The organism is Kribbella sp. NPDC051718 (assembly GCF_040681515.1).
In the GTDB taxonomy this organism is placed as follows: domain Bacteria; phylum Actinomycetota; class Actinomycetes; order Propionibacteriales; family Kribbellaceae; genus Kribbella.
Window position 1 is genome coordinate 214,471 of sequence record NZ_JBFAYZ010000008.1, and the last position, 20,761, is coordinate 235,231.

Annotated in this window: 21 protein-coding genes; 11 read left to right on the forward strand and 10 right to left on the reverse strand. The window is 67.0% G+C overall.

Going from position 1 to position 20,761, the window contains the following annotated elements:
• The first annotated feature begins 40 nt into the window (after positions 1-40).
• Complete coding sequence (locus AB0M15_RS28865) at positions 41-3,427, forward strand: CBM35 domain-containing protein (RefSeq protein ID WP_363824585.1); 3,387 nt, start codon at positions 41-43, stop codon at positions 3,425-3,427.
• Positions 3,424-6,534: a glycoside hydrolase family 88 protein gene (locus AB0M15_RS28870; protein WP_363824586.1), complete on the forward strand. Its 3,111-nt coding sequence runs from the start codon at positions 3,424-3,426 to the stop codon at positions 6,532-6,534. The genes AB0M15_RS28865 and AB0M15_RS28870 overlap by 4 nt, the downstream gene beginning before the upstream one ends.
• A 54-nt stretch (positions 6,535-6,588) precedes the next feature.
• Here AB0M15_RS28870 and AB0M15_RS28875 read toward each other — a convergent pair whose 3' ends face one another.
• The 5 genes from AB0M15_RS28875 to AB0M15_RS28895 form a co-directional block, all read right to left on the reverse strand.
• On the reverse strand, positions 6,589-7,458 hold the full coding sequence (locus AB0M15_RS28875; RefSeq protein WP_363824587.1) for a hypothetical protein: 870 nt from the start codon (positions 7,456-7,458) through the stop codon (positions 6,589-6,591).
• Positions 7,459-7,567: 109 nt separating this feature from the next.
• Positions 7,568-7,999: an OsmC family peroxiredoxin gene (locus AB0M15_RS28880; RefSeq protein ID WP_363824588.1), complete on the reverse strand. Its 432-nt coding sequence runs from the start codon at positions 7,997-7,999 to the stop codon at positions 7,568-7,570.
• Between the two features lie 21 nt (positions 8,000-8,020).
• Entirely contained in the window at positions 8,021-8,428 is a 408-nt protein-coding gene (locus tag AB0M15_RS28885; protein ID WP_363824589.1) for a globin, read from the reverse strand.
• A gap of 27 nt (positions 8,429-8,455) precedes the next feature.
• Positions 8,456-8,875: an acyl-CoA thioesterase gene (locus AB0M15_RS28890; protein ID WP_363824590.1), complete on the reverse strand. Its 420-nt coding sequence runs from the start codon at positions 8,873-8,875 to the stop codon at positions 8,456-8,458.
• Complete coding sequence (locus AB0M15_RS28895; RefSeq protein WP_363824591.1) at positions 8,872-9,300, reverse strand: thioesterase family protein; 429 nt, start codon at positions 9,298-9,300, stop codon at positions 8,872-8,874. The genes AB0M15_RS28890 and AB0M15_RS28895 overlap by 4 nt, the downstream gene beginning before the upstream one ends.
• A 92-nt stretch (positions 9,301-9,392) precedes the next feature.
• On the opposite strand from AB0M15_RS28895, the gene fabG reads away from it, so the two are divergent.
• Both fabG and AB0M15_RS28905 read left to right on the forward strand, forming a co-directional pair.
• Positions 9,393-10,151 (forward strand): 3-oxoacyl-ACP reductase FabG, encoded by a 759-nt coding sequence (gene fabG / locus AB0M15_RS28900; protein ID WP_363824592.1) that lies wholly within the window; start codon positions 9,393-9,395, stop codon positions 10,149-10,151.
• A 12-nt stretch (positions 10,152-10,163) separates the two neighbouring features.
• Positions 10,164-10,616 (forward strand): MaoC family dehydratase, encoded by a 453-nt coding sequence (locus tag AB0M15_RS28905; protein WP_363824593.1) that lies wholly within the window; start codon positions 10,164-10,166, stop codon positions 10,614-10,616.
• Here AB0M15_RS28905 and AB0M15_RS28910 read toward each other — a convergent pair.
• From AB0M15_RS28910 to AB0M15_RS28920, 3 genes are all read right to left on the reverse strand, one after another.
• Complete coding sequence (locus AB0M15_RS28910; protein WP_363824594.1) at positions 10,613-11,500, reverse strand: GNAT family N-acetyltransferase; 888 nt, start codon at positions 11,498-11,500, stop codon at positions 10,613-10,615. The two genes, AB0M15_RS28905 and AB0M15_RS28910, sit on opposite strands and share 4 nt — an antisense overlap.
• A 78-nt stretch (positions 11,501-11,578) precedes the next feature.
• A complete protein-coding gene (locus AB0M15_RS28915; protein ID WP_363824595.1) occupies positions 11,579-12,472 on the reverse strand; it encodes a GNAT family N-acetyltransferase in 894 nt (297 codons plus the stop codon).
• A 1-nt stretch (position 12,473) separates the two neighbouring features.
• Entirely contained in the window at positions 12,474-13,364 is an 891-nt protein-coding gene (locus AB0M15_RS28920) for a GNAT family N-acetyltransferase (protein ID WP_363824596.1), read from the reverse strand.
• A gap of 117 nt (positions 13,365-13,481) precedes the next feature.
• Between AB0M15_RS28920 and AB0M15_RS28925 the strand changes: the two genes are divergently transcribed.
• The 6 genes from AB0M15_RS28925 (at position 13,482) to AB0M15_RS28950 (ending at position 17,997) form a co-directional block, all read left to right on the forward strand.
• Complete coding sequence (locus tag AB0M15_RS28925; protein WP_363824597.1) at positions 13,482-14,381, forward strand: ABC transporter ATP-binding protein; 900 nt, start codon at positions 13,482-13,484, stop codon at positions 14,379-14,381.
• Positions 14,374-15,261: an ABC transporter permease gene (locus AB0M15_RS28930; RefSeq protein ID WP_363824598.1), complete on the forward strand. Its 888-nt coding sequence runs from the start codon at positions 14,374-14,376 to the stop codon at positions 15,259-15,261. The genes AB0M15_RS28925 and AB0M15_RS28930 overlap by 8 nt, the downstream gene beginning before the upstream one ends.
• Positions 15,258-16,172, forward strand: a complete 915-nt coding sequence (locus AB0M15_RS28935; RefSeq protein WP_363824599.1) for an ABC transporter ATP-binding protein — start codon at positions 15,258-15,260, stop codon at positions 16,170-16,172. Before AB0M15_RS28930 ends, AB0M15_RS28935 begins: the two co-directional genes overlap by 4 nt.
• A 4-nt stretch (positions 16,173-16,176) precedes the next feature.
• Positions 16,177-16,893, forward strand: a complete 717-nt coding sequence (locus tag AB0M15_RS28940; protein WP_363824600.1) for an ABC transporter permease subunit — start codon at positions 16,177-16,179, stop codon at positions 16,891-16,893.
• A 97-nt stretch (positions 16,894-16,990) separates the two neighbouring features.
• On the forward strand, positions 16,991-17,425 hold the full coding sequence (locus tag AB0M15_RS28945) for a hypothetical protein (protein ID WP_363824601.1): 435 nt from the start codon (positions 16,991-16,993) through the stop codon (positions 17,423-17,425).
• Between the two features lie 23 nt (positions 17,426-17,448).
• Complete coding sequence (locus AB0M15_RS28950) at positions 17,449-17,997, forward strand: hypothetical protein (RefSeq protein ID WP_363824602.1); 549 nt, start codon at positions 17,449-17,451, stop codon at positions 17,995-17,997.
• Between the two features lie 4 nt (positions 17,998-18,001).
• Here AB0M15_RS28950 and AB0M15_RS28955 read toward each other — a convergent pair whose 3' ends face one another.
• Positions 18,002-18,982, reverse strand: a complete 981-nt coding sequence (locus tag AB0M15_RS28955) for a WYL domain-containing protein (RefSeq protein WP_363824603.1) — start codon at positions 18,980-18,982, stop codon at positions 18,002-18,004.
• A 75-nt stretch (positions 18,983-19,057) separates the two neighbouring features.
• On the opposite strand from AB0M15_RS28955, the gene AB0M15_RS28960 reads away from it, so the two are divergent.
• Positions 19,058-19,621 carry a TIGR03086 family metal-binding protein gene (locus AB0M15_RS28960; protein WP_363824604.1) on the forward strand — a complete coding sequence of 188 codons (564 nt, stop codon included), beginning with the start codon at positions 19,058-19,060 and terminating at the stop codon, positions 19,619-19,621.
• A 9-nt stretch (positions 19,622-19,630) separates the two neighbouring features.
• Here the strand turns inward: AB0M15_RS28960 and AB0M15_RS28965 are convergent, their stop codons facing one another.
• On the reverse strand, positions 19,631-20,668 hold the full coding sequence (locus AB0M15_RS28965) for an alcohol dehydrogenase catalytic domain-containing protein (RefSeq protein WP_363824605.1): 1,038 nt from the start codon (positions 20,666-20,668) through the stop codon (positions 19,631-19,633).
• Positions 20,669-20,761: the final 93 nt, after the last annotated feature.

Below are 20,761 nucleotides of genomic sequence, written 5' to 3' on the forward strand. Positions count from 1 at the left end.
CTAGCTCACACATCAACTCCGCCCGCCCCAGGAGGCAGTTGTGCGAACTCGATGGATCCTCGCGATCCTTGCTGTCCTGACCATGTTCATCCTGCCGGCCTCACCAGCGCAGGCCGCCACCTTCGACGTCCGTGACTACGGCGCGAAGGCCGACGGGACCACCAACGACACCGCCGCCATCAACAAGGCGATCAACGCCGCCAGCGCGGTCGGCGGCGGCACCGTCCGGTTCACCGCCGGCAACTACCGCTCGGCGAACACGATCCACCTGAAGAGCAACCTCACCATCCAGCTCGACGCCGGCTCGACCATCCTCGGCGCCGGCAACGACACCTACGACGCGGCCGAGCCGAACCCGAACGACGAGTACCAGGACTACGGCCACAGCCACTTCCACAACGCGATGATGTACGGCGACCGGCTGACCAATCTCACCTTCAGCGGCAGCGGCACGATCGACGGCGACGACCACCTGATCACCGGCAACCCCAAGGCCGGCCAGGCCGACAAGATCATCTCGCTGACCCGCTGCAACGGGCTGAAGATCGACGGCATCAAGCTCCGCCAGGGCGGCCACTTCGCGATCCTCAGCAACGGCTGCGACAACATCAGCTCGAACAACCTGCGGGTCGAGACGGCCGGTGACCGCGACGGCTGGAACGTCATCAACGCCAAGAACGTCACCGTCACCAACGCGAACATCGCCGCCAACGACGACGCGCTGGTCTTCAAGAGCGACTGGGCCCTCGGCCAGACCATCGACAACGGCCATGTCCGGGTGAGCGACTCCAAACTGTCGGCCGGCTGCTGCAACGCGCTGATGTTCGGCTCGGAGACCTGCGGCGACTTCACCGGCTACGTCTTCGAGCGGATCACCATCACCGGCGCCGGCAAGTCCGGCCTCGGCCTGGTCTCGATGGACGGCAGCAAGATCTCGGACGTGCACTACCGCGACATCACGATGTCCGGCGCCCGCGGCCACATCATGCAGAAGATCGGCACCCGCCGGCGCTGCGGCGACAGCCCGGGAATCGGTGGCATCAGCGACATCACCTACCAGAACGTCACCGGCACCTACAACGGCTCAGCCGGTACCGCGTACAGCTCGACGCTCTGGGGCGAATCGGCCGCCGCCAACCGGATCCGCAACGTCAGCTTCGACAACGTCAAGCTCACCGTCCCCGGCGGCAACGGCACGATGAGCACGGGAGTACCGAGCAACGACCCGACCAACTACAACCCGAACAGCATCGGCACCCGGCCCGCGTACGGCTGGTACCTCCGTCGCGTGGACGGGGTGAAGTTCACCAACAGCTCGGTGGAGTTCGCCTCCAACGACGGCCGACCGGCAGTGATCGCGAACGAGAGCAACAACGTCGGGCTGGACGGCTTCACCGCCGAGCGCGGCACCAACAGCCCCCACGACATCGGCTTCCAGACCGTCACCGGATACTGCGCAACCGGCCAGAACACCACCGGCGGAGCACTGCGAGTCAACGCAACAGGCTCCAGCGGTAACTGCACTCCGCCTAGCGGCACCCGGCTGGAGGCCGAGAACGCCGTCTGCCAAGGCACGGTCGACAGCGACCACGCCGGCTTCTCCGGCACCGGGTTCTGCAACACCACCAACGCAGTGGGCGCCAGCGTCGAGTGGACCGTCACTGCACCCAGCGCAGGCACCTACACGCTAGGCATCCGCCATGCCAACGGCACCACGGTCAACCGGCCGATGAGTGTGTCGGTCAACGGCACAGTCGTCGCAGCCAGTCAGGCGTTCCCTGGTACCGGCGCCTGGACCAACTGGCAGACAGTGCCAGTCACTGCCGCCCTGCAAGCCGGCGCGAACACTGTGCGGCTCAGTGCGACCACAGCACTCGGCGGACCGAACGTCGACTACCTGGAGATGACCCGGCCAGCAATGGCTGCTGCGCTCGAGAACGGGCTGGCACGGACGCCACCGATGGGGTTCAACAACTGGAACTCGACCAAGTGCCGGGCAGAGTTCAACGAGGCGATGATCAAGGGCATCGCCGATCTGTTCGTCAGCAAGGGCTTGAAGGCGGCCGGGTACCAGTACGTCAACATCGACGATTGCTGGGCACTCCCCCAGCGCAATGCCCAGGGCAACCTCGTACCCGACCCGGCCCGCTTCCCCAACGGCATCAAGTCGCTGGCCGACTACGTGCACGGCAAGGGGCTCAAGTTCGGCCTCTACACGAGTGCCGGCACCAAGACCTGCGACAAGGCCGGGTTCCCTGGTGGGCTCGGGCATGAGAAGCAGGACGCGTCGCTGTTCGCCTCCTGGGGTGTCGACTACCTGAAGTACGACAACTGCAACAACCAGAACGTCGACGCCCAGCAGCGCTACAAGGCCATGCGGGACGCCCTGGGCGACACAGGTCGCCCGATCACCTACTCGATCTGCGAGTGGGGCCGGACCGGTCCTCCCCGCGTCTGTGAGTGGGGCGGCGACGTCGGCAACCTGTGGCGTACTACGGGCGATATCAGCGACAACTGGTCGAGCATGATCGGCAAGGCGCAGGCCAATCGAGTACTGGCCCAGTACGCCGGCCCTGGCCACTGGAACGACCCGGACATGCTCGAGGTCGGCAACGGTGGGATGACCGCTACGGAGTACAAGACGCACCTCAGCCTCTGGGCGATGATGTCTGCGCCGCTCTTGATCGGCACTGACCTCCGCAAGGCGTCCGACGAGACCTACAGCATCCTCACCAATCAGGACGTCATCGCTGTCGACCAGGACCGGCTCGGCCGCCAGGCGACCCTAGTCAGCTCCACCGGCGGCCTAGTCGTCTACGGCAAGACCCTGGCCAACGGTGATCGCGCAGTAGCCCTCTCCAACGAGACCACCGCCGCAGCGACCATCAGTACTACGGCCGCTGCGCTAGGGCTCGGCGGCTCCTCGTCGTACGAGCTGAAGGACCTGTGGAGCAAGGCAACCCGTAGTACGAGCGGCAGTATCAGCGCCTCCGTCCCCGCGCACGGCACTGTCATCTACCGCGTCTCCCGGGCCGGTACTACGACCCGCTACGAAGCCGAACTGGCCAGCTCCACCCCCGGAAGCACAGTGGACAAGGACCACTCCGGATACTCTGGCACCGGTTTCGTCAACACACCGAATGCCGTCGGCAGCTACGTCGAGTGGACGGTCGCGCAGCCGCAGGCCGGCGCCGCCACCCTCGTGTTCGATCACGCCAACGGCACCACCACCGACCGGCCGATGGACATCTCCGTCAACGGCGTCGTGGTCAAGAAGAACGTCAGTTTCCCGAACACCGGGGCCTGGACGCTGTGGCGGGACAACGTGACGACGGTGAATCTCGCCGCCGGGCAGAACGTCGTCCGCGCCACCGCCACCAGCACCGGCGGCACGCCCAACCTCGACTACCTGGAGGTCACTCGATGAAGGCACGCTGGCTGGCAGTGCTCTCCACGCTGCTACTGATACCCACACCCGCGGCCGCTGCTCCAGCGGCGACCGACTACCAAGCAGAGAATGCGACCATCTCCAAGGGCGTGGTGGAGTCCAACCACGCCGGCTACACGGGGACCGGGTTCGTGAACTACGACAACGTGACCGGAAGCTATCTGCAGTTCGCTGTCTCGGCGGCGTCGGCGGGGCCTGCGAGCCTCACCTTCCGGTTCGCCAACGGCACGACCACCGACCGGCCGATGACGATCACCGTGAACGGCACGACCGTCGCGACCGCACGGTCGTTCCCGGGAACCGGTGCGTGGACGACCTGGCAGGACGCAGTCGTCAACGCCACATTGGCTGCCGGCAGCAACACGATCCGAGCAACGGCCACAACGGCGAACGGCGGCCCGAACCTGGATCGACTGCAGGTCGGAGCGCCTTCCGACACCGAGCACCCGACCGCGCCGGGGCAGCCTGTCTGCAGCGACATCACCTTCAACGCGCTGACGCTGAGCTTCCCGGCGTCGACGGACAATGTGGGGGTCGTTGCCTATGACATCTACAACCAGGGACAGAAGATCGCGGAGGCGCCGAATCCGCCGGGGTCGCCGTATCGGTTGACCGGGTTGCGGCCCAATGCGCAGTACGAGTTGTCGGTGTTCGGGCGGGATGCGGCCGGCAATGTGTCCGCGACGTCGCCCGAGGCGATCTGCACGACGACGGCTGATCCGGGTGACCCGAATCCGCCATCTGCTCCTGGGCAGCCCACGGTTACCGGGGTCAATCAGACCGGCGCGACCGTGTCCTGGCCCGCGTCTACGGATGATCGGGGCGTTACGCAGTACGACGTGCGGAGCGCCAACAACGCAGTACTCGACTCTGTGACCGGTACGCCGCCCGCGACGTCGAAGACGCTGAGCACGTTGGCCTGCAATACGGCGTACACGATCCATGTGGTGGCGAAGGATGCCGCGGGCAACACTTCGGCGAAGAGCCCGACGGCCAGCTTCACCACCGGGGCTTGCGAAGGCGGCAACAACCCGGCGACGCCGACGCAGGTGTCGACCGGCTGGTCGATCCCGTGGGACATCGCCTGGGCGCCGGACGGCAGCTTCGCGCTGGTGACCGAGCGGGACTCGTTCAAGGTCTTCAAGATCAACAGGAACGGCTCGGGCAAGACCCAGGTCGGAACCGTACCGAACGCCGTCACGACCGACGGCGAAGGCGGCCTGATGGGCGTCGCGTTCTCGCCGACCTGGAACGGCGGCTCCGACCAGCAGGTGTTCTTCATGCACACCGCGTCGGAGGGCAACCGCGTCGCGCAGATGAACTTCAACGGGACGGCGCTGTCCGGCTACGGCACCATCCTGAGCGGGATGCGGAAGAGCCGCTACCACAACGGCGGCCGGATCCGGTTCGGTCCGGACGGCTTCCTGTACGTCGCGATCGGCGACTCGCAGCAGGGCAACCTGGCGCAGGACAAGAACGCTCTCAACGGCAAGATCCTGCGCATCACCAAGACCGGCGCGGCGGCTCCGGGCAACCCGTTCGGTACTGCGGTCTACAGCTACGGACACCGCAATCCGCAGGGGCTGGCGTGGGACTCGGCTGGGCGGCTCTGGTCCTCTGAGCTCGGGGACTCGACGTCGGACGAGCTCAACCTGATCCAGCCGGGCAAGAACTACGGCTGGCCGACCTGCGAAGGCAGTTGCAGCACGGCGGGGATGACGAACCCGAAGAAGACGTGGTCGGTGTCGTCCGCGTCGCCGAGCGGACTGGCGTATGCCAACGGCGCGCTGTTCATGGCTGCGCTGCGGGGTCAGCGGATGTGGCGGATCACCTTGAACGGCGAGAACGTCGGGACGGTGACGTCGCACTGGAACGGGACGTACGGGCGGCTGCGGGCGGTCGCGAAGGTGCCGGGTGAGAACGCGATCTGGTTCACCACCACGAACGCCGACAACAACGGCGGGCAGCCGGACGGTTCCGACAAGATCCTGCGGTCCAACCTCACTACCGGCAGAACGGCCGCCACGGCTGCTCGGAGTACCGATTGGTCGGTGGCGATGGTGGACTCGACGATGGCGCGGTACACGCCCAGTTCACTCGGCGGGTGGTCGTACACGAACGGGCTCTATCTCTACGGGCAGTACCTGGTCTATCAGCGGACCCACAACCCGAAGTACCTGGCCTACATCAAGTCCTGGGTCGATCGGTTCGTCGACAGCAGCGGGAACATCGACAACAGCTTCGGCAACCTGGACAGCATGCTGTCGGGGCGGCTGCTGGTGATCCTGCATCACGAGACCGGGCAGGAGCGGTACAAGATCGCGGCGACGAAGATCCGCAACCGGCTGAAGACGTACCCCCGGACGGCCGACGGCGGCTTCTGGCACGCGACCAGCCGGCAGCACCAGCTGTGGGGCGACGGGGTGTTCATGGTGAACCCGTTCCTGGCGGAGTACGGGCGGGAGTTCGGCGATTCGGCGTACACGAACAAGGAGACGGTCGACCAGCTCCTCACCTACGCGAGTCACCTGCAGCGGTCCACGGGGTTGCTGCGGCACGCGTACGACGAGTCGCACACCCAGTCCTGGGCCGACCCCAGCACCGGCCAGTCGCCCGAGGTCTGGTGCCGAGCCGAGGGCTGGTACGGGATGGCCGCGATCGACGTACTGGAAGTAATCCCCGCCAACCAACCCCACCGAGCCGAACTACTCCAGGTCCTGGCCAAGCTCATCGCCGCCTACAAGACCTACCAGGACCCCGCCACCGGCCGCTGGTTCCAGGTGGTCGACAAAGGTGGCCGCTCCGACAACTGGACCGAGACCTCCTGCTCCAGCATGTACACCTTCGTCATCTCCCGGGCCGTCCAGCGCGGCTACGTGGACGCCTCCTACAACGCCGTCGCCCAACGCGGGTATCAAGGCGTCCTCGCCAAACTCTCTCTAGGAAGTGACGCCCGTACCAACCTCAAAGACATCTCCATCGGCACCAACGTCGGCGACTACGCCTACTACATCGCCCGCGACCGAGCCACCAACGACCGCCACGGCCTGGGCGCCTTCCTCATCATGAACGAACAACTCCACTAATCCGGAAGGCGCCGAGACCCCGGGGGCGGGATCCCGGCGCCTTCCCCGTTCAACTCAGGCTCCTTCGATCTCCACGGATCCGCTTGCCATGAACACTTGTGGGTGGCCGGCGCAGCGGTCGACGTCTGCCGGGCCGGCGTCCACGGAGCCTCCGCCGATGGCGATCTGCTCGCCGACCCAGCAGACCGTCTCCCCGCGTTCGTCGACGAGAGCAACCTCGCCGAGACGAACCTCGACAGTCCACCCCCACGGCCAGGCGACTTCCACCAAGCGGTCTCCGGCTCGGAGCATCAGACAGTTGGTCGAACTGTCGATCTCGACGGTGCCGCTCAACCGCGCCTGCATCGCCTCCACCGCAACCAACCGCTGCACCGACAGCCCCGGCAACTCCGCCGGCACCACAGCCGTACGAACCCGATCAGCCATCGGGCGGCTTCGCTTAGCCCTTCCCCAGTCATGGGGCTTCGGCATGAAGGGGACGATCAGGATCCGGTCGTCTTCGAGGGCCTGCAGCCGATCGAGCCAGTACTGGGACTTGTCCGTGTCCAGCCGGACCAGCACTTCGACCTGGTTCGCGTCCGTGTTCCAGCCACCGCTGATCCCTCGAAGGTCGGGATCGTCGAAGAGATCGTCCGCCAACTGCCACAACTCCGCCCGCGAGTAGCGCACCGACCTGAACTCCACGGTCAGGTCCCCGGCTGCGGCCAGGGCGGCTGACTTGAGTCGCTTCAGCTCGGGAGACGGGTCGTCGACCGGCCCGACGAGACGGACCACCACGATTCGCGCGTTGGAGTCCACCGAGAGGCCGCCGTCGAGTGCGGGCTTCTGGCCCACCACCGCCGCGACCTTGTCGGCCTGCTCCTGGAAATCTGCGGTGCCGGTGACGTCGAGCGGCACCGGATCCATCGGAACCACAGGAGCCATCGCTCCACCTCCGCTCTCGGCCTCTGGCCAGGCTAAGCCCGGATCCGGCCGAGCAAAACAGCTCCGGCGCCGGCCCCGGAGGAGGTCGGCGCCGGAAAGGCACGCAGCGTCAGGCGGTGAAGGTGACGTCCAGGGTGATGGTGGTGCCGGTGAGGGCCTGAGAGACCGGGCAATTCTTCTTGGCTTCTTCGGCGAACTGGGCGAACTCGTCGGCGGTCAGGCCGGGGACCTTGCCGTTGACGGAGAGCTTGATGCCGGTGATGCCCTCGCCGGGGACGAAGGTGACGTCCGCGGTTGTGTCGATCGACTCCGGGGCGTTGCCGGCGCCGGCCAGGGCGTGGGAGAGGGCCATCGAGAAGCAGGTCGAGTGGGCGGCGGCGATCAGCTCTTCGGGGCTGGTGATGCCTTCGGCCTTGTCGTTGGAGCGGGCGGCCCAGGTCACGTCGAAGGAGCCGAGCTTCGACGACTCGAGGTTGACCTTGCCGGCCCCCTCCAGCAGCGAACCTTCCCAGTGGGCCTTGGCGGTGCGAATAGCAGCCATGCTCTTGTCACTCCTCAGAAGTCAGTTCCCGGCCACGTCGATCGCGCCGGGGTAGTTCGGTTCGTCGGTGTTCACCATGCTGTGCGCGGCCATCACCATGTACTTCCAGATCTCGTCGTCGCGCTCCGGCTCGAGTTTGATCTCGTCGAGCGCTGCCCGCATGTGCCCCAGCCAGCTGTCCCGGGCGCTCGGCGTGACGGCGAACGGGTTGTGCCGCATCCGCAGCCGGGGATGCCCGCGCTGCTCGGAGTACGTCCGCGGCCCGCCCCAGTACTGCTCGAGGAACATCCGGAAGCGCACCTCGGCCGGGCCGAGATCCTCCTCCGGGTACATCGCGCGCAGCTCCGGGTCGGCGGCGACCCCGCAGTAGAAGGCGGCCACCAAGCGGTGGAAGGTGTCGGCCCCGCCCACGGCGTCGTAGAAACTCATCGGCTCGGTCATATCGTCATCAGTGTCTCAAGCCACCGAAACGTGCCGCACGAGGGCTTCCCGTTCGGCGTCGGTCAGCTCCCGCTTGGCGTGCGTCGTACCGTCCACCGCGACCAGCACGGACTTGGCCCGCGCGTAGAGGTCCTCCGTCTCCCCCGTCCGGTCGACGATCCGGGAGCCCAGCGTGTACGACGTACGCCCGACCGCCTCGACCCACACGTCCACGTCGTACGGCGGATGCCGCAGCAGGATCGGGCGCAGGTAGTCGACCGTCTGGCTGACCAGTACCACCGGATAGTGCGCGAAATAGTCGCCCGAGACCCCTACCAGCTGGGACAGGAACAGGATCCGGGCCTCCTGGAAGTAGTCGAAGTACCGGACGTTGTTCACGTGGTCGTAGGAGTCGATGTCGGACCAGCGGACCAGTACGGGATGACTGAACGTCACGAGCCCACCAGCTTCTCCAGCGCCGTCCGCTCCACCGGGGTGATCCGGCGCAGCCGGTTGGCGGCGAAATCGAAGGGAACGAGCCGGGTCCGGGCCTCGACATACGTCACTCGAGCGTCGGCAGCCACATCCAGGATCTCGTAGTCGACCACGAACGAGGCCGCCTTGATCTCGCTGATCCACAGCTCGATCCGGACCGGTTCGGGCCGGAAGACCAGCGGCCGCCGGTACTCCACCTCGTGCCGGGCGACCAGCAGCCCGGTCTCCAGGTCGTCGGCGCCGAGCTCCTTGGCGGTCCGGAACAGGAAGTCGACGCGCGCGTCCTGCAGGTAGTCGACGTACCGGCCGTTGTTGACGTGGCCCAGCGCGTCCATGTCGCCCCAGCGGAGCGGACAGTGGTAAACGTGCCGGTTGTGATGATCCACACGGCGATCATCGCATCCTGACCGCACCGGCCATCACCGAACGTGGGTAATGTCATCCCCGGATACGAACCGATCAGTAGGGAGCAGGCGGTATGACCGAGCAGCAGCGCGTGGCGATCGTGACCGGGTCGGCCCGGGGAATCGGCGCCGCCGTGGCGCAGCGGCTCGCCGCCGACGGCAACGCCGTCGCAGTACTGGACCTGGACGAGGCGGCCTGCGCCGCGACCGTCGAGGCGATCACCGAGGCCGGCGGCAAGGCCGTCGCGATCGGCTGCGACGTGAGCAAGGCCGACCAGGTCACCGCCGCCGTCGAGCGGGTGGTGGCCGAACTGGGCGCCCCGACGATCCTGGTGAACAACGCCGGCGTACTGCGCGACAACCTGATCTTCAAGATGTCCGAGGACGACTGGGACACCGTCATGTCGGTGCACCTGCGCGGCAGCTTCCTGATGTCGAAGGCCTGCCAGAAGCACATGGTCGACGCGGGCTACGGCCGGATGATCTTCCTCTCCTCCACCTCGGCCCTGGGCAACCGCGGCCAGTCCAACTACGCCGCCGCGAAGGCCGGCCTGCAGGGGCTGGCCAAAACGCTTGCCTTCGAGCTGGGCAAGTTCGGCGTCACCTCGAACGCGATCGCCCCGGGCTTCATCGAGACCGACATGACGGCGGCCACCGCGGCCCGGGTCGGCGTCGACTTCGAGGAGTTCAAGAAGGCCACCGCGGCCACCATCCCGGTGAACCGGACCGGCAAGCCGGAGGACATCGCGGCCGCCGCTTCGTTCTTCGCCAGCGAGGAGGCCGGTTTCGTCTCCGGCCAGGTCCTGTACGTCGCCGGCGGACCCCGCAACTAGGAGCTCAGGCAGATGCAGACCTTCACCGGTGTCGAAGAGGTCGTCCACGCGGTCGGCACCCAGCTGGGCGAGACCGAGTGGCTGGAGATCACCCAGGAGCAGGTGAACCAGTTCGCCGAGGCGACCGGCGACCACCAGTGGATCCATGTCGACGTCGATCGGGCGGCGAAGGGCCCGTACGGCGGCACGATCGCGCACGGCTACCTGACGCTCAGCCTGATCGCCCGGTTCGGCGAGGAGCTGTTCTCGGTCGAAGGCGTCACGGCGAAGCTGAACTACGGCGTCAACAAGGTCCGCTTCCCCAGCCCGGTCCCGGTCGGCCGCCGGGTCCGCGCGAGCGCCTCGATCGCCGGCGCGCAGGAGACGGCGGCCGGCGTACAGGTCTCGCTGCAGTGGGTCATCGAGCTCGAGGACTCCACCAAGCCGGCCTGCGTCGCCGAGACCGTGGTACTGCTCGTTCCTTAAAGCGGGCAGATCAGCACTGAATGGGTTGCCGCCCGCCGGTAGCCCAACCAGTTGTTGACGGCAAGCATCGGCTCGTTGCCGTCGTAGTTGGCGGTGTACGCGCCGACCACCCCGGCGTCGGCGGCTCGGTGCAGCGCGGCGCACTTCACCAGCTTGGCCAGGCCGCGCCCTTGGTGATCAGGCATCGTCGCCGTCATCTGCGACCAGATCTTGTGATAGCTCCCGGTACCGAGCGTGAAGCCGATGACCTCGTCGTCCTGCACCGCCGCGACACTCAGGTCGAGCATCATGCCGCGTGCCTGCCAGACGTCGGCGAGCCAGTCCTCGTACGGCCGGCTCTCGATCTTCGCGTCGCCCGGTTTGATGCGCTGGGCAACTTCATCGGCCGCATAGACCAGCCGCGGATCCACCTCGCCCAACGGCTCCAGCCGAACCCCGGCCGGTACTACGGGAAGCGCCGGCGCCGCTCGCGGATCGATCGCCGCGTAATGCACCTGCCGCGTCTGCTGATACCCCCACTGCGACGCCCACTCCCGCGACGCCGGGTCAGCGAAAACGCGGACGTTCACCGGCCCCGCCGCCTTCAGATGTGCATGCGTCCGCTCCACCAACTCGGTCCCCGCACCCAAGCTCCGGTACTCCGGATGCACCAGCACCCTCAGCTGGCCACTCAACGGGTTGGACCCCGGTATCACCGCACAAGTCCCCCACCCGATCAACTGCTCATCCTCAAACGCAGCGAAGGCGGCCCGAGCCCGCGACCCACCGCCCTCCTCGAGCCCCGCGCGCATCAACTCGGCGGTAGTCACCGACCACGGCTCGACGATCTCGTAGAGCGCCGCGGCATCCGCGGCATCATCCGGTACAGCTGGCCTGATCTCCATCGGAACTCCTTCAGGGGCGAAGAGTCAACGGGAAGATACCCGCGGTCAGGAGCAAACTGGTCTGGACTGCTGTAAAAGTTATCGAAACTTCCGGCGGACGACAGTGTGCCTGGCAACCGGCCGATACCCGAGCCAACGGTTCACCGCGAGCATCGCCTGGTTCTCCTCACTGTTCGCCGTGTACGCCGCCGTCAACCCCGCATCAGCAGCAGCCCGCAACGCCGCCCACTTCACCACCCGCGCCAGCCCCCGCCCACGATGCGACCGGACCGTGCCGGTCATATCCGTCCACAACCCCGTCGCGGCCTTCAGACTGATCGTGCAGCAGACGACCTGCCCGCCGTCGACGGCCGCAAAGCTGAACTCCCGCGCGACAGACGGCGACTCCCAAACAACCTGCTGGAACCACTCGAAGCTCGCGTCGACCGGCGTGGCCGGAATGTCCAGCCCCGACTCCTGGTACGCCGGGAATACCGCACCCGCGTCCAACCCGAACATCGGCACGACCTCGATCCCCGGCGGCCGCTCGGGCTCGGGCGGCAGCGAGCGCAGGTCCGTTCCGGCGTACCGCATCTCGGAGTCAACCCGGTAACCGCGGCCGAGGGCGAACGAGAGCCCGTCGTCGTTCGGCCCCGCCTCCACCTCGCTCGCGTCGTACTCCGTCAGATGCGCGTCGAGTCGCTGCATCAACTCCGACCCGATGCCCTGGCCGCGAAAAGCCTTGTCCACAAAGAGAGTTTGGTAGAAGGCGCCCGGAACGCTTCGCCAGGTCGCGGGCACCGCCGATGCATAGCCGACCAACCGGCCGTCCGACCAAGCGGCCAGCAACCCGCGGGCCGGATCGTCAGCCGCGCGTTGGAGATCATGACGGAACTGCTCGTCGGTCTTGGCGACGTACGGGAATAGCGCCTGGTTCAGCGCTGCGACAGCGCCGGCGTCGTCGACCGTCGCGGTCCGGATCTCGACGGGCATCTCAGAGTGTCCTGAGCAGGCTCGTCTGGGTTTCGATTCGGCGGTAGCCGAGCCAGTTGTTGATGGCGAGCATCGGTTTGTTCGCGTCGTCGTTCGAGGTGAAGGCGCCGGTGATGCCGGCTTCGGCGCAGCGGCGGAGGGCTACCGACTTCACCAGCTTCGCGAGTCCGCGACCCCGGTACTCCGGAATGGTGCCCGTCATGTCCGACCAAGCTCGGTCGCCGTCCGCCGCGACCGCCGTGAAGCAGGCGACCTCATCGCCGGCGAGGGCGGCGACACTCAGCGTCTTGTCCGACGCCGGCGATTCCCAGATCTCCTTGAGCCAATCGTCGTAGTCCACCGAGTCCATCGGCGAATCACTCGGCTCGTCGAGGGTGGCGGTCGTGTCGGCGACGAAGACCTGCCGTGGATGCAAGGTGTCCAGCGTCGCGATCCGGATCCCGTCCGGCACCGGAGGCTGCTCAGGAAGTACTCGCGGATCGAGACCCGAGTAGTGCATCTCGCGCGACGGCTCATACCCAAGCCCAGTCGCAAAAGACAGACCCGAAAGTGTCGCGAAAGTCCGGATCCGCACAGCGCCGACCTCGCTCAGATGGCCATGCAACCGCGACGCCAACGCGCCACCGATGCCACGTCGGCGATGCGATGGATGGACCTGGATCGCCACCTCGCTCTGACCTGGCTCGCTGGTCCAGACGTTCAGCCCAGCGGTTCCCATCCCGACCACCTGACCGCCGTCTTCCGCGATCAGCCCGAGATGCCGCTCCGCCGCGGACCGTGTCGCGAACTGGTGCCGGAGATAGGCCGGCGACATCACGGAGTACGAATAGACCTCCCGCCGCAACAGCGAAACCGCCTCGGCGTCATCGGCCGTCATCACCCTGATCCGCATCTCCGGACCCTAACCAGGGCGCCTCCAGGCCGCCAGCGGATTAGTTGGGACGCGATCGCAACAGCTGTGGGGTGGCTGTGATTCTGTCGTGGGCCGGGTGGGCATTAGGGTTGGCCGGTGCCCGTTATCGCGACCACATCGTTGACCAAGCGATACCCGCGTGTGACGGCCCTGGACGAGCTGACTGTCGAAGTGGGGTCCGGCGTGACCGGACTGGTCGGAGCCAACGGTGCCGGCAAGTCGACCCTGCTGAAAATTCTGCTCGGACTGATCGCCCCGACCGCCGGAAGCGCCATCGTGCTGGGACACGACGTGGTCACCGGCGGCGAGGCGGTCCGTGCTCTCGTCGGCTACATGCCGGAGCACGACTGCCTGCCCCCCGACGTCTCCGCGACCGAGTTCGCGGTGCACCTCGCCCAGATGTCCGGCCTGCCCGCGACCGCAGCGAGGGAACGAGCCGCCGACGTACTGCGCCACGTCGGCCTCGACGAAGCCCGCTACCGGCCGATGGGCGGCTACTCCACCGGCATGAAGCAACGGGTGAAGCTGGCCCAGGCGCTGGTGCACGACCCCAAACTCGTCCTGCTCGACGAACCGACCAACGGGCTCGACCCGGCCGGCCGCGACGAGATGCTCACGCTGGTACGCCGGATCGGCACCGAGTTCGGCATCCCCGTGCTGATCACGTCGCATCTGCTCGGCGAGCTCGAACACGTCTGCGACCACATCGTCGTCCTCGACGGCGGCCGGCTGCTGAGGTCGGAGTCGAAGGCCGCGCTGACCGGCGAGACCGGAGTGCTGGCGGTCGAGGTACGGGATCTCAGCGGACGCGACCGACTGGCCGCCGCGCTAGAGCGAGCCGGCGGACGGGCCCGGACAGACGGCCCACTGGTTCTCGTCGAGATCAGCGGCGAGGCGACGTACGACCTGGTCCGCGACTCGATCGCCGAGCTCGGCCTCGGACTCGTCAGGGTCGAGCAGCACCGCCACCGGCTGGAAGAGGTTTTCAGTGTCTGACCAGGAGCGTGGGGCTGGTGTCATCCATGACATCGGCTACCGGCACTACGACGGTCCACGCCTCGGCCGGTTCGCGATCTGGCAGGCGCTGGTCGTGTCGAGTCTGCGGCACGCCTACGGACTCGGCCGGTCCGGCAAGTCGAAGGTGATGCCGATCCTGCTGCTCGCGGTGATGGTGGTGCCGGTGGCGATCATCGTCGGCATCGAGAGCGCACTGCAGTTCGACAAGCCACCGGTGAACCAGGTGGATTACCTCTTCTTGCTGCAGGCCGTCATCGCGCTCTATCTGGCCTCGCAGGCGCCGCAGCTTTTCTCGCGCGATCTCCGGTACCGCTCGATCGTGCTCTACCTCGCCCGGCCACTGCGGCGGACCGACTACGCGCTGGCCAAGCTGACGGCACTGATCCTCGCGCTGATGATCCTCACCGGCCTGCCGCTGGTGATCCTGTACGCCGGCGCGCTGCTGGCCAAGTTCGACTTCACCGACATGACCAAGCAGTTCCTCAGCGGACTCGTCGCCGCCCTGCTGCTCTCGATCCTGCTGGCCGCGATCGGCGGACTGATCTCCGCCGCGACCCCGCGCCGGGGCTTCGCCGTCGCTGCGATCATCGCGGTCCTCATCGTCTCCTTCACCGCCGTCGTCACCACCACCGCGATCCTCGACTCGCAGGCGGACCAGGACAGCACAGCGGCCCACTACACCAACCTGGGCTCGCCGTTCACGCTCGTCCAGGTGCTGCAGAGCTTCATCCTCCGCGGCGGCGGCGACTTCAAACCGACGACGGCCGAGGGTTTGGTCTTCGCGGCCGTGTACGTCCTCCTCGTCGCGCTCTGCGTCTGGGGCGTCAACTCGCGCTATGCCAAGGTGGCCCGCGGATGAGCGTCATCCAGATCGAGAAGGTCTCCCGCTGGTACGGCAACGTCGTCGCGGTCAACGACGTCACGATGACCATCGGTCCTGGTGTGACCGGGTTGCTCGGGCCGAACGGCGCGGGCAAGTCGACGCTCATCACGATGATGGCCGGCTTCCTGCCGCCGTCGACCGGAGCCGTCACGCTGGACGGCGTACCGGTCTGGCGAAACGAGAGCTCCTACCGGCACATCGGGCTCGTTCCCGAGACCGAGGCCGTGTACGACACGTTGACCGGCTCGGCTTTCGTGGTCGCAAACGCTGAGCTCCAAGGCCTGCCGAATCCGCGCGCCGCCGCAGCCGCCGCGATCGCGACGGTGGCGATGGAGGACGCGGCCGGGCGGCGCATCTCGACGTACTCGAAGGGGATGAAGCAGCGGATCAAGATGGCCGCGGCGCTCGTCCACGATCCGTCGGTACTGCTGCTCGACGAACCGTTCAACGGGATGGATCCGCGGCAGCGGCTGCACCTGATGGACCTGCTGCGGAAGATGGGCGCGGACGGCCGTACGGTGCTGTTCAGCTCGCACATCCTCGAGGAGGTGCAGCAGGTCGCGACGCACATCGAGGTCGTCGTCTCCGGCCGGCACGCGGCGTCGGGCGACTATCGCGCGATCCGCACGCTGATGACGGACCGGCCGGTGCTGTACCGGCTGCGCTCGTCGGACGACCGCAAGCTCGCGTCCGCGCTGATCGGCGATCCCTGTACCTCCGGGGCCGATCTCGAAGGCGGTGCCCTGCAGGTGCAGGTGGTCGACTTCGAACGGTTCAGCCGGATCGTGCCGTCGCTGGCGCGCGACCTCGGCATCCGCCTACTCGAAGTTGCTCCGACCGACGAGTCCCTCGAGAGCGTCTTCTCCTACCTCGTCGGGAGGCGCTGACTTCATGAACGCGACGATCGCCCGGCTCACGATGGCCACTCTGTTCGGTCACCGGCGCGGCCTGCTGCTTTTCATCCTGCCCGGCGTACTGCTCGCCCTGTGCGTGCTGCTGGCGCTGACGCTGGACGACTCGTCCGACTTCAGCATCAGCCTGCTCCAGTTGTTCGGCCTCGCGGTGATCGTGCCGCTGGTCTCGCTGATCGCGGCGACCGGCGCGCTGTCGTCCGAGATCGACGACGGCTCGATCGTCTACCTGCTGAGCAAGCCGATCAAGCGGTCCACGATCGTCCTGACCAAGGCCCTGGTCGCGATCGCAGTGATCTTCGTCCTCGGCGCCGTACCGATGTTCGCCGCCGGCCTGATCCTGGACGTCCACGACCCACAGACAGCCGTTGCCTTCGGCATCGGTTCCCTGGTGGCCGGGATCGCCTACACCGCCATCTTCATCGCACTGTCGGTGATCTCCGGCAACGCGGTCACCATCGGCCTGATCTACGCCCTGCTCTGGGAAGGCGTGATGGGCCAGTACGTCGACGGCGCCAAAACCCTCAGCGTCCAGCAATGGTCCCTGGCCGTCATCAACAAACTCACCGACCACCCCGACGTCGACTCCGCCGTCAAACTCCCGATCGCCACCATCCTCCTGCTGGCCGTCATCATCATCGGCCTCACCCTCGCCGTCGCCCGCCTCCGCTCCCTCATCCTTTCCACGGCCGAGTAAACCCTCGTTGCAAGTACCTGCAAAAGGCTTCTGTCGTACGGCTGACTGCTGCAGGCTGTGACGGCCGCAGTTCCCGGTCCGACGAAGGGTCTCGAGGATGATCAGAAGGTCTGCTACCGCTGCCGTGGCTGTCGCGGCCGGGTTGGCCTGTCTGGCCGCTCCGCTGTCCAGCCAGGCAGCCGGCACCGCGTTTCCGACGGCTGACTTCGAGGTGAGATACGGAAACACCTATGCCGTGGGCACGGTGACCTTCTTCAATCGTGGCGTAACGGCTCAGACGTCGGCCAGGTCGGTGGATTCGAACGACTGCCGCTACGTCCGGGTCGAGGCACTCAACGCACAGGGTCACCAGATCAACGACGCGGCGTACGGCCAATCCCCGACAGTCTGTGAGGGTGACGTGACCTGGGCTATCGACGTGCCGGCAGACGTCGTCGGCGGCGCATCCTCGGTCCGGGTGAGTCTGATGGCGTTCGACTACGCGACCGGTGCCAGGAAGTTCCTCGTTTCGCAGCGGGTCTTCCCCTCCTGACCGGATGTTGTAGCGTGCGCGGCATGGCGGGAATATCACCGGCTTCGGTGTTGGCAGGGTTGTTCGTCTCCGATGCGCCGCGGCCCGAGTTCGAGCAGGCTTTCCAGCCGTATGCGCCGTTGATCGGCAGCTGGGACCTGGACGTCACTTGGTACGACGACGAGGGGCAGGTGACCCGGGAGACGAAGGGCGAGTGGCATTTCGCCTGGGCGCTCGACGGCAGCGCGGTGGCTGACGTCTGGATCACGCCGAGCCGGGCTGTTCGCACCTCGCCGGACGACGGCGAGTGGGGGCTCAGCATCCGCATCTACGACCCCGAGTTGGACGCCTTCCGCTCCACCTGGATGGGGCCGAGGAATGCACTGGTGAAGACCTTCATCGGGCATGCCGGACCGGGCAGCATCACGCTCGAGGCCCGGGACTCGGATGCAGCCAAGACCCGGTGGATCTTCACCGACATCACCGCGACGACCTTCCAGTGGCGCAACGAGGACGAGGACGCCGACGGCAGAGTCAGCGTGCGGCAACACTTCTCCGGCACCCGCGCTCTAGCTGTCGACGCTCAGCCCTAGACGCTCAGCTGTAGACCGCGACGGCTGCCTTCGCGAGCCGCAGGAGTTCGTCGCGCAGGTCGAGGGGCTCAAGTACCTCGACGACGTCGCCGAAGCCGAGCAGGATCCCGCATGCGGCCTCCCGGATGCGGAACCGCATCGACATCCGCACCCACTCGTCATCCTGGGCCGGTACGTCGTGCGCTTGCTCGCCTCTAGCCAGCATGGACGCGGAGATCCGCCTGACCTGCTCCGCCCGATCCGGCCGGACTCGGAGCAGTACGTACACTCCCCTGGCCGGCAGCGTCCGCTCGAGCCCCGACCGTAGACGGTCCCATTCCTCTTGCAGGTCGAGGTTCTCGGGCCGCACGGCTGCTTCGTCCAGTACGTCGACCTGCTCGACCCGGGACACCCTGTACATCCGGGAGGCCCCGCGATGGGCCGCCACCAAGTACCAGCGTCCCGCCTGCTCGACGAGGCCCCAGGGGTCGACGGTACGGCGTACCGGGCGGCCCTCGCTGGCTGAGGCGTAGCGGATGGTCACTCGGCGGCGGGTGACCACCGCTTGGCGTAGTACCGGCAGTGCTCCGGTGTCCTCGGCGTCGGCGAACCACCGGCGTCGGTCGACGACTATGGCGTCGGACAGGGCCTCTGCATCGTCCTGTAGCTGTAGGGGAAGCGTGGAGGACAGCTTGCCCATCGCGGACTGCAGTGCGTCGTGCAGGCCGAGCTCCTGCGACAGCGATGCCCTGCCGCTCCAGGCAAACAGCGCCTGCGCCTCCCGCGGAGTCAGCCCACTCACATCGGCCCGATAGCCGGGCAGCAACACACAACCGCCGTTACGCCCGCGCTCCGTGTAGACCGGTACGCCGGCAGCCGACAGCGCCTCCATGTCGCGCATGACTGTCCGGGTCGACACCTCCAGCCGCTCCGACAGCTCGCGTGCGCTCAACCGCGGATGGCGTTGCAGCAGCAGGATGAGCTGCAGCAATCGGTCGGCCCTCATCTTTCGAATATACGACAGAAGATGTCGTACTTATCCAGCGAGAGTGGTTCTGACACCGCAATCACTGGAGGAACCGTGACGGACCCACGCCCGATGCTCGCCCGCGCCCTGGACCAGACCCAGGCGATGATCGACACCATCGGCGCCGACGACCTGGCCCTGCCGACGCCCTGCCCGGAGTACGACGTCGAGACGCTGCTCGGCCACCTGATGACAGTCATCGCCCGGATCGACCTTGCGCTGACCGGTAACAACCCGCTGTCGATCCCGACGGTGACGCCCGGCGTGAAGGACTTCGCCGGTACCTGGAAGGAACGCCGCGCCGTCGCCGACGAAACGCTCTCCAACCCGGCCGTCCTCACCATGACCTGCACAGTCCCCTGGGGAACCATCCCCGGCGCCGCAGCAATCGCCTCCTACACAAGCGAACTCGCCACCCACGCCTGGGACCTCGCCAAGGCGACCGGCCGCACCGACCTACTAGACGACGAGCTCGCCACCTACTGCCTACCTCTGTCCCAGCAGTTCCTACCGGCCACCCCACGAGGCGGCCACGTCCCGTTCGGCCCCGTCATCGAGGTCCCCGCAGACGCCTCACCCTACGACCGCCTAGCAGCCTGGCAAGGCCGCCAGCCCTAAGCAGACCGATCACGGGCGGACGAGTACCTTCAGTGCCGTCCGCTCGTGCATCGCGCGATAGCCGGCCGGAACGTCTTCCAGCGCGACCGTCTGATCGAAAACTTTGCCAGGAGCAACCTTGCCGGTGAGGACATCGGGCAGCAACCGCTCGATGTAGGCGCGGGCCGGAGCGGCGCCTCCGGTGAGGGTGATGTTGGGGATGAAGAAATCGGCGAACCCGGCCGGCGCCTCGGCGTACTGCGGAACGCCCACCCGGCTGATCACCCCGCCGGCCCGCACGACGCCCAGCGCCTGGTCGTACGCCTCCCGGAACCCGACCGCGTCGATTACCACGTGGGTGCCATCGCCCCCGGTCAGCTCGCGAACCTTCGCGATCCCTTCGTCGCCCCGCTCGGCCACGACATCGGTCGCACCGAACTCGACCCCGAGATCCGTGCGCTCCTTGTGCCGGCCCATCAGGATGATCCGCTCGGCTCCGATCTGACGGGCCGACAAGACCGCGAGCAAGCCGACCGCGCCGTCGCCGACCACAGTCACCGACGTGCGCTCGCTGACGCCACCCTTCACCGCCGCGTGGTAGCCAGTGCCGTACACATCGGACAAGGTGAGCAGCGACGGCAACAACTCGGAGTTCTCGTCGACCGGGACCTTGACCAGCGTGCCGTCGGCCAGTGGTACGCGGACCGCCTCGGCCTGCAACCCTCCGACGCCGTTGCTTCCCCAGAACCCGCCATGCCGACAGGAAGTCTGGAGTCCTTCAAGGCAGAAGTCGCAGGTCCCGTCCGACCAGGCGAACGGCGTGATGACGAGATCGCCGCGCTTGACGGTCGACACCTCACTGCCGATCTCCTCGACGACCCCGATGAGCTCATGGCCCATCGGCTTACCGCCGACCGGTACGGGCGCTCCGTGGTACGGGTGCAGATCGCTCCCGCACACGCAGGAGCGGACGACGCGCAGTACCGCGTCGGTGGGTTGCTGGATGACCGGGTCCGGTACGTCGATCACGCGGACGTCGCCGGCGCCGTACAGGTAAGTGGCTCGCATTGCTTCCTCTCAAGGGGGTTGATGACCCCAGTGAAGGCGCCCAGCGCGGCCGCGGGGAGTGCCTGTCGTTCCAGGTAATGGCAGTACCTCCTT

Excerpts from the sequence above, each read along its gene's own strand:
- AB0M15_RS28870 (WP_363824586.1), top strand. The coding sequence starts at position 3,424 with ATGAAGGCACGCTGGCTGGCAGTGCTCTCCACGCTGCTACTGATACCC.
- AB0M15_RS28875 (WP_363824587.1), bottom strand. The coding sequence starts at position 7,458 with ATGGCTCCTGTGGTTCCGATGGATCCGGTGCCGCTCGACGTCACCGGC.
- AB0M15_RS28880 (WP_363824588.1), bottom strand. The coding sequence starts at position 7,999 with ATGGCTGCTATTCGCACCGCCAAGGCCCACTGGGAAGGTTCGCTGCTG.
- AB0M15_RS28885 (WP_363824589.1), bottom strand. The coding sequence starts at position 8,428 with ATGAGTTTCTACGACGCCGTGGGCGGGGCCGACACCTTCCACCGCTTG.
- fabG (WP_363824592.1), top strand. The coding sequence starts at position 9,393 with ATGACCGAGCAGCAGCGCGTGGCGATCGTGACCGGGTCGGCCCGGGGA.
- AB0M15_RS28905 (WP_363824593.1), top strand. The coding sequence starts at position 10,164 with ATGCAGACCTTCACCGGTGTCGAAGAGGTCGTCCACGCGGTCGGCACC.
- AB0M15_RS28910 (WP_363824594.1), bottom strand. The coding sequence starts at position 11,500 with ATGGAGATCAGGCCAGCTGTACCGGATGATGCCGCGGATGCCGCGGCG.
- AB0M15_RS28915 (WP_363824595.1), bottom strand. The coding sequence starts at position 12,472 with ATGCCCGTCGAGATCCGGACCGCGACGGTCGACGACGCCGGCGCTGTC.
- AB0M15_RS28920 (WP_363824596.1), bottom strand. The coding sequence starts at position 13,364 with ATGCGGATCAGGGTGATGACGGCCGATGACGCCGAGGCGGTTTCGCTG.
- AB0M15_RS28935 (WP_363824599.1), top strand. The coding sequence starts at position 15,258 with ATGAGCGTCATCCAGATCGAGAAGGTCTCCCGCTGGTACGGCAACGTC.
- AB0M15_RS28940 (WP_363824600.1), top strand. The coding sequence starts at position 16,177 with ATGAACGCGACGATCGCCCGGCTCACGATGGCCACTCTGTTCGGTCAC.
- AB0M15_RS28945 (WP_363824601.1), top strand. The coding sequence starts at position 16,991 with ATGATCAGAAGGTCTGCTACCGCTGCCGTGGCTGTCGCGGCCGGGTTG.
- AB0M15_RS28950 (WP_363824602.1), top strand. The coding sequence starts at position 17,449 with ATGGCGGGAATATCACCGGCTTCGGTGTTGGCAGGGTTGTTCGTCTCC.
- AB0M15_RS28955 (WP_363824603.1), bottom strand. The coding sequence starts at position 18,982 with ATGAGGGCCGACCGATTGCTGCAGCTCATCCTGCTGCTGCAACGCCAT.
- AB0M15_RS28965 (WP_363824605.1), bottom strand. The coding sequence starts at position 20,668 with ATGCGAGCCACTTACCTGTACGGCGCCGGCGACGTCCGCGTGATCGAC.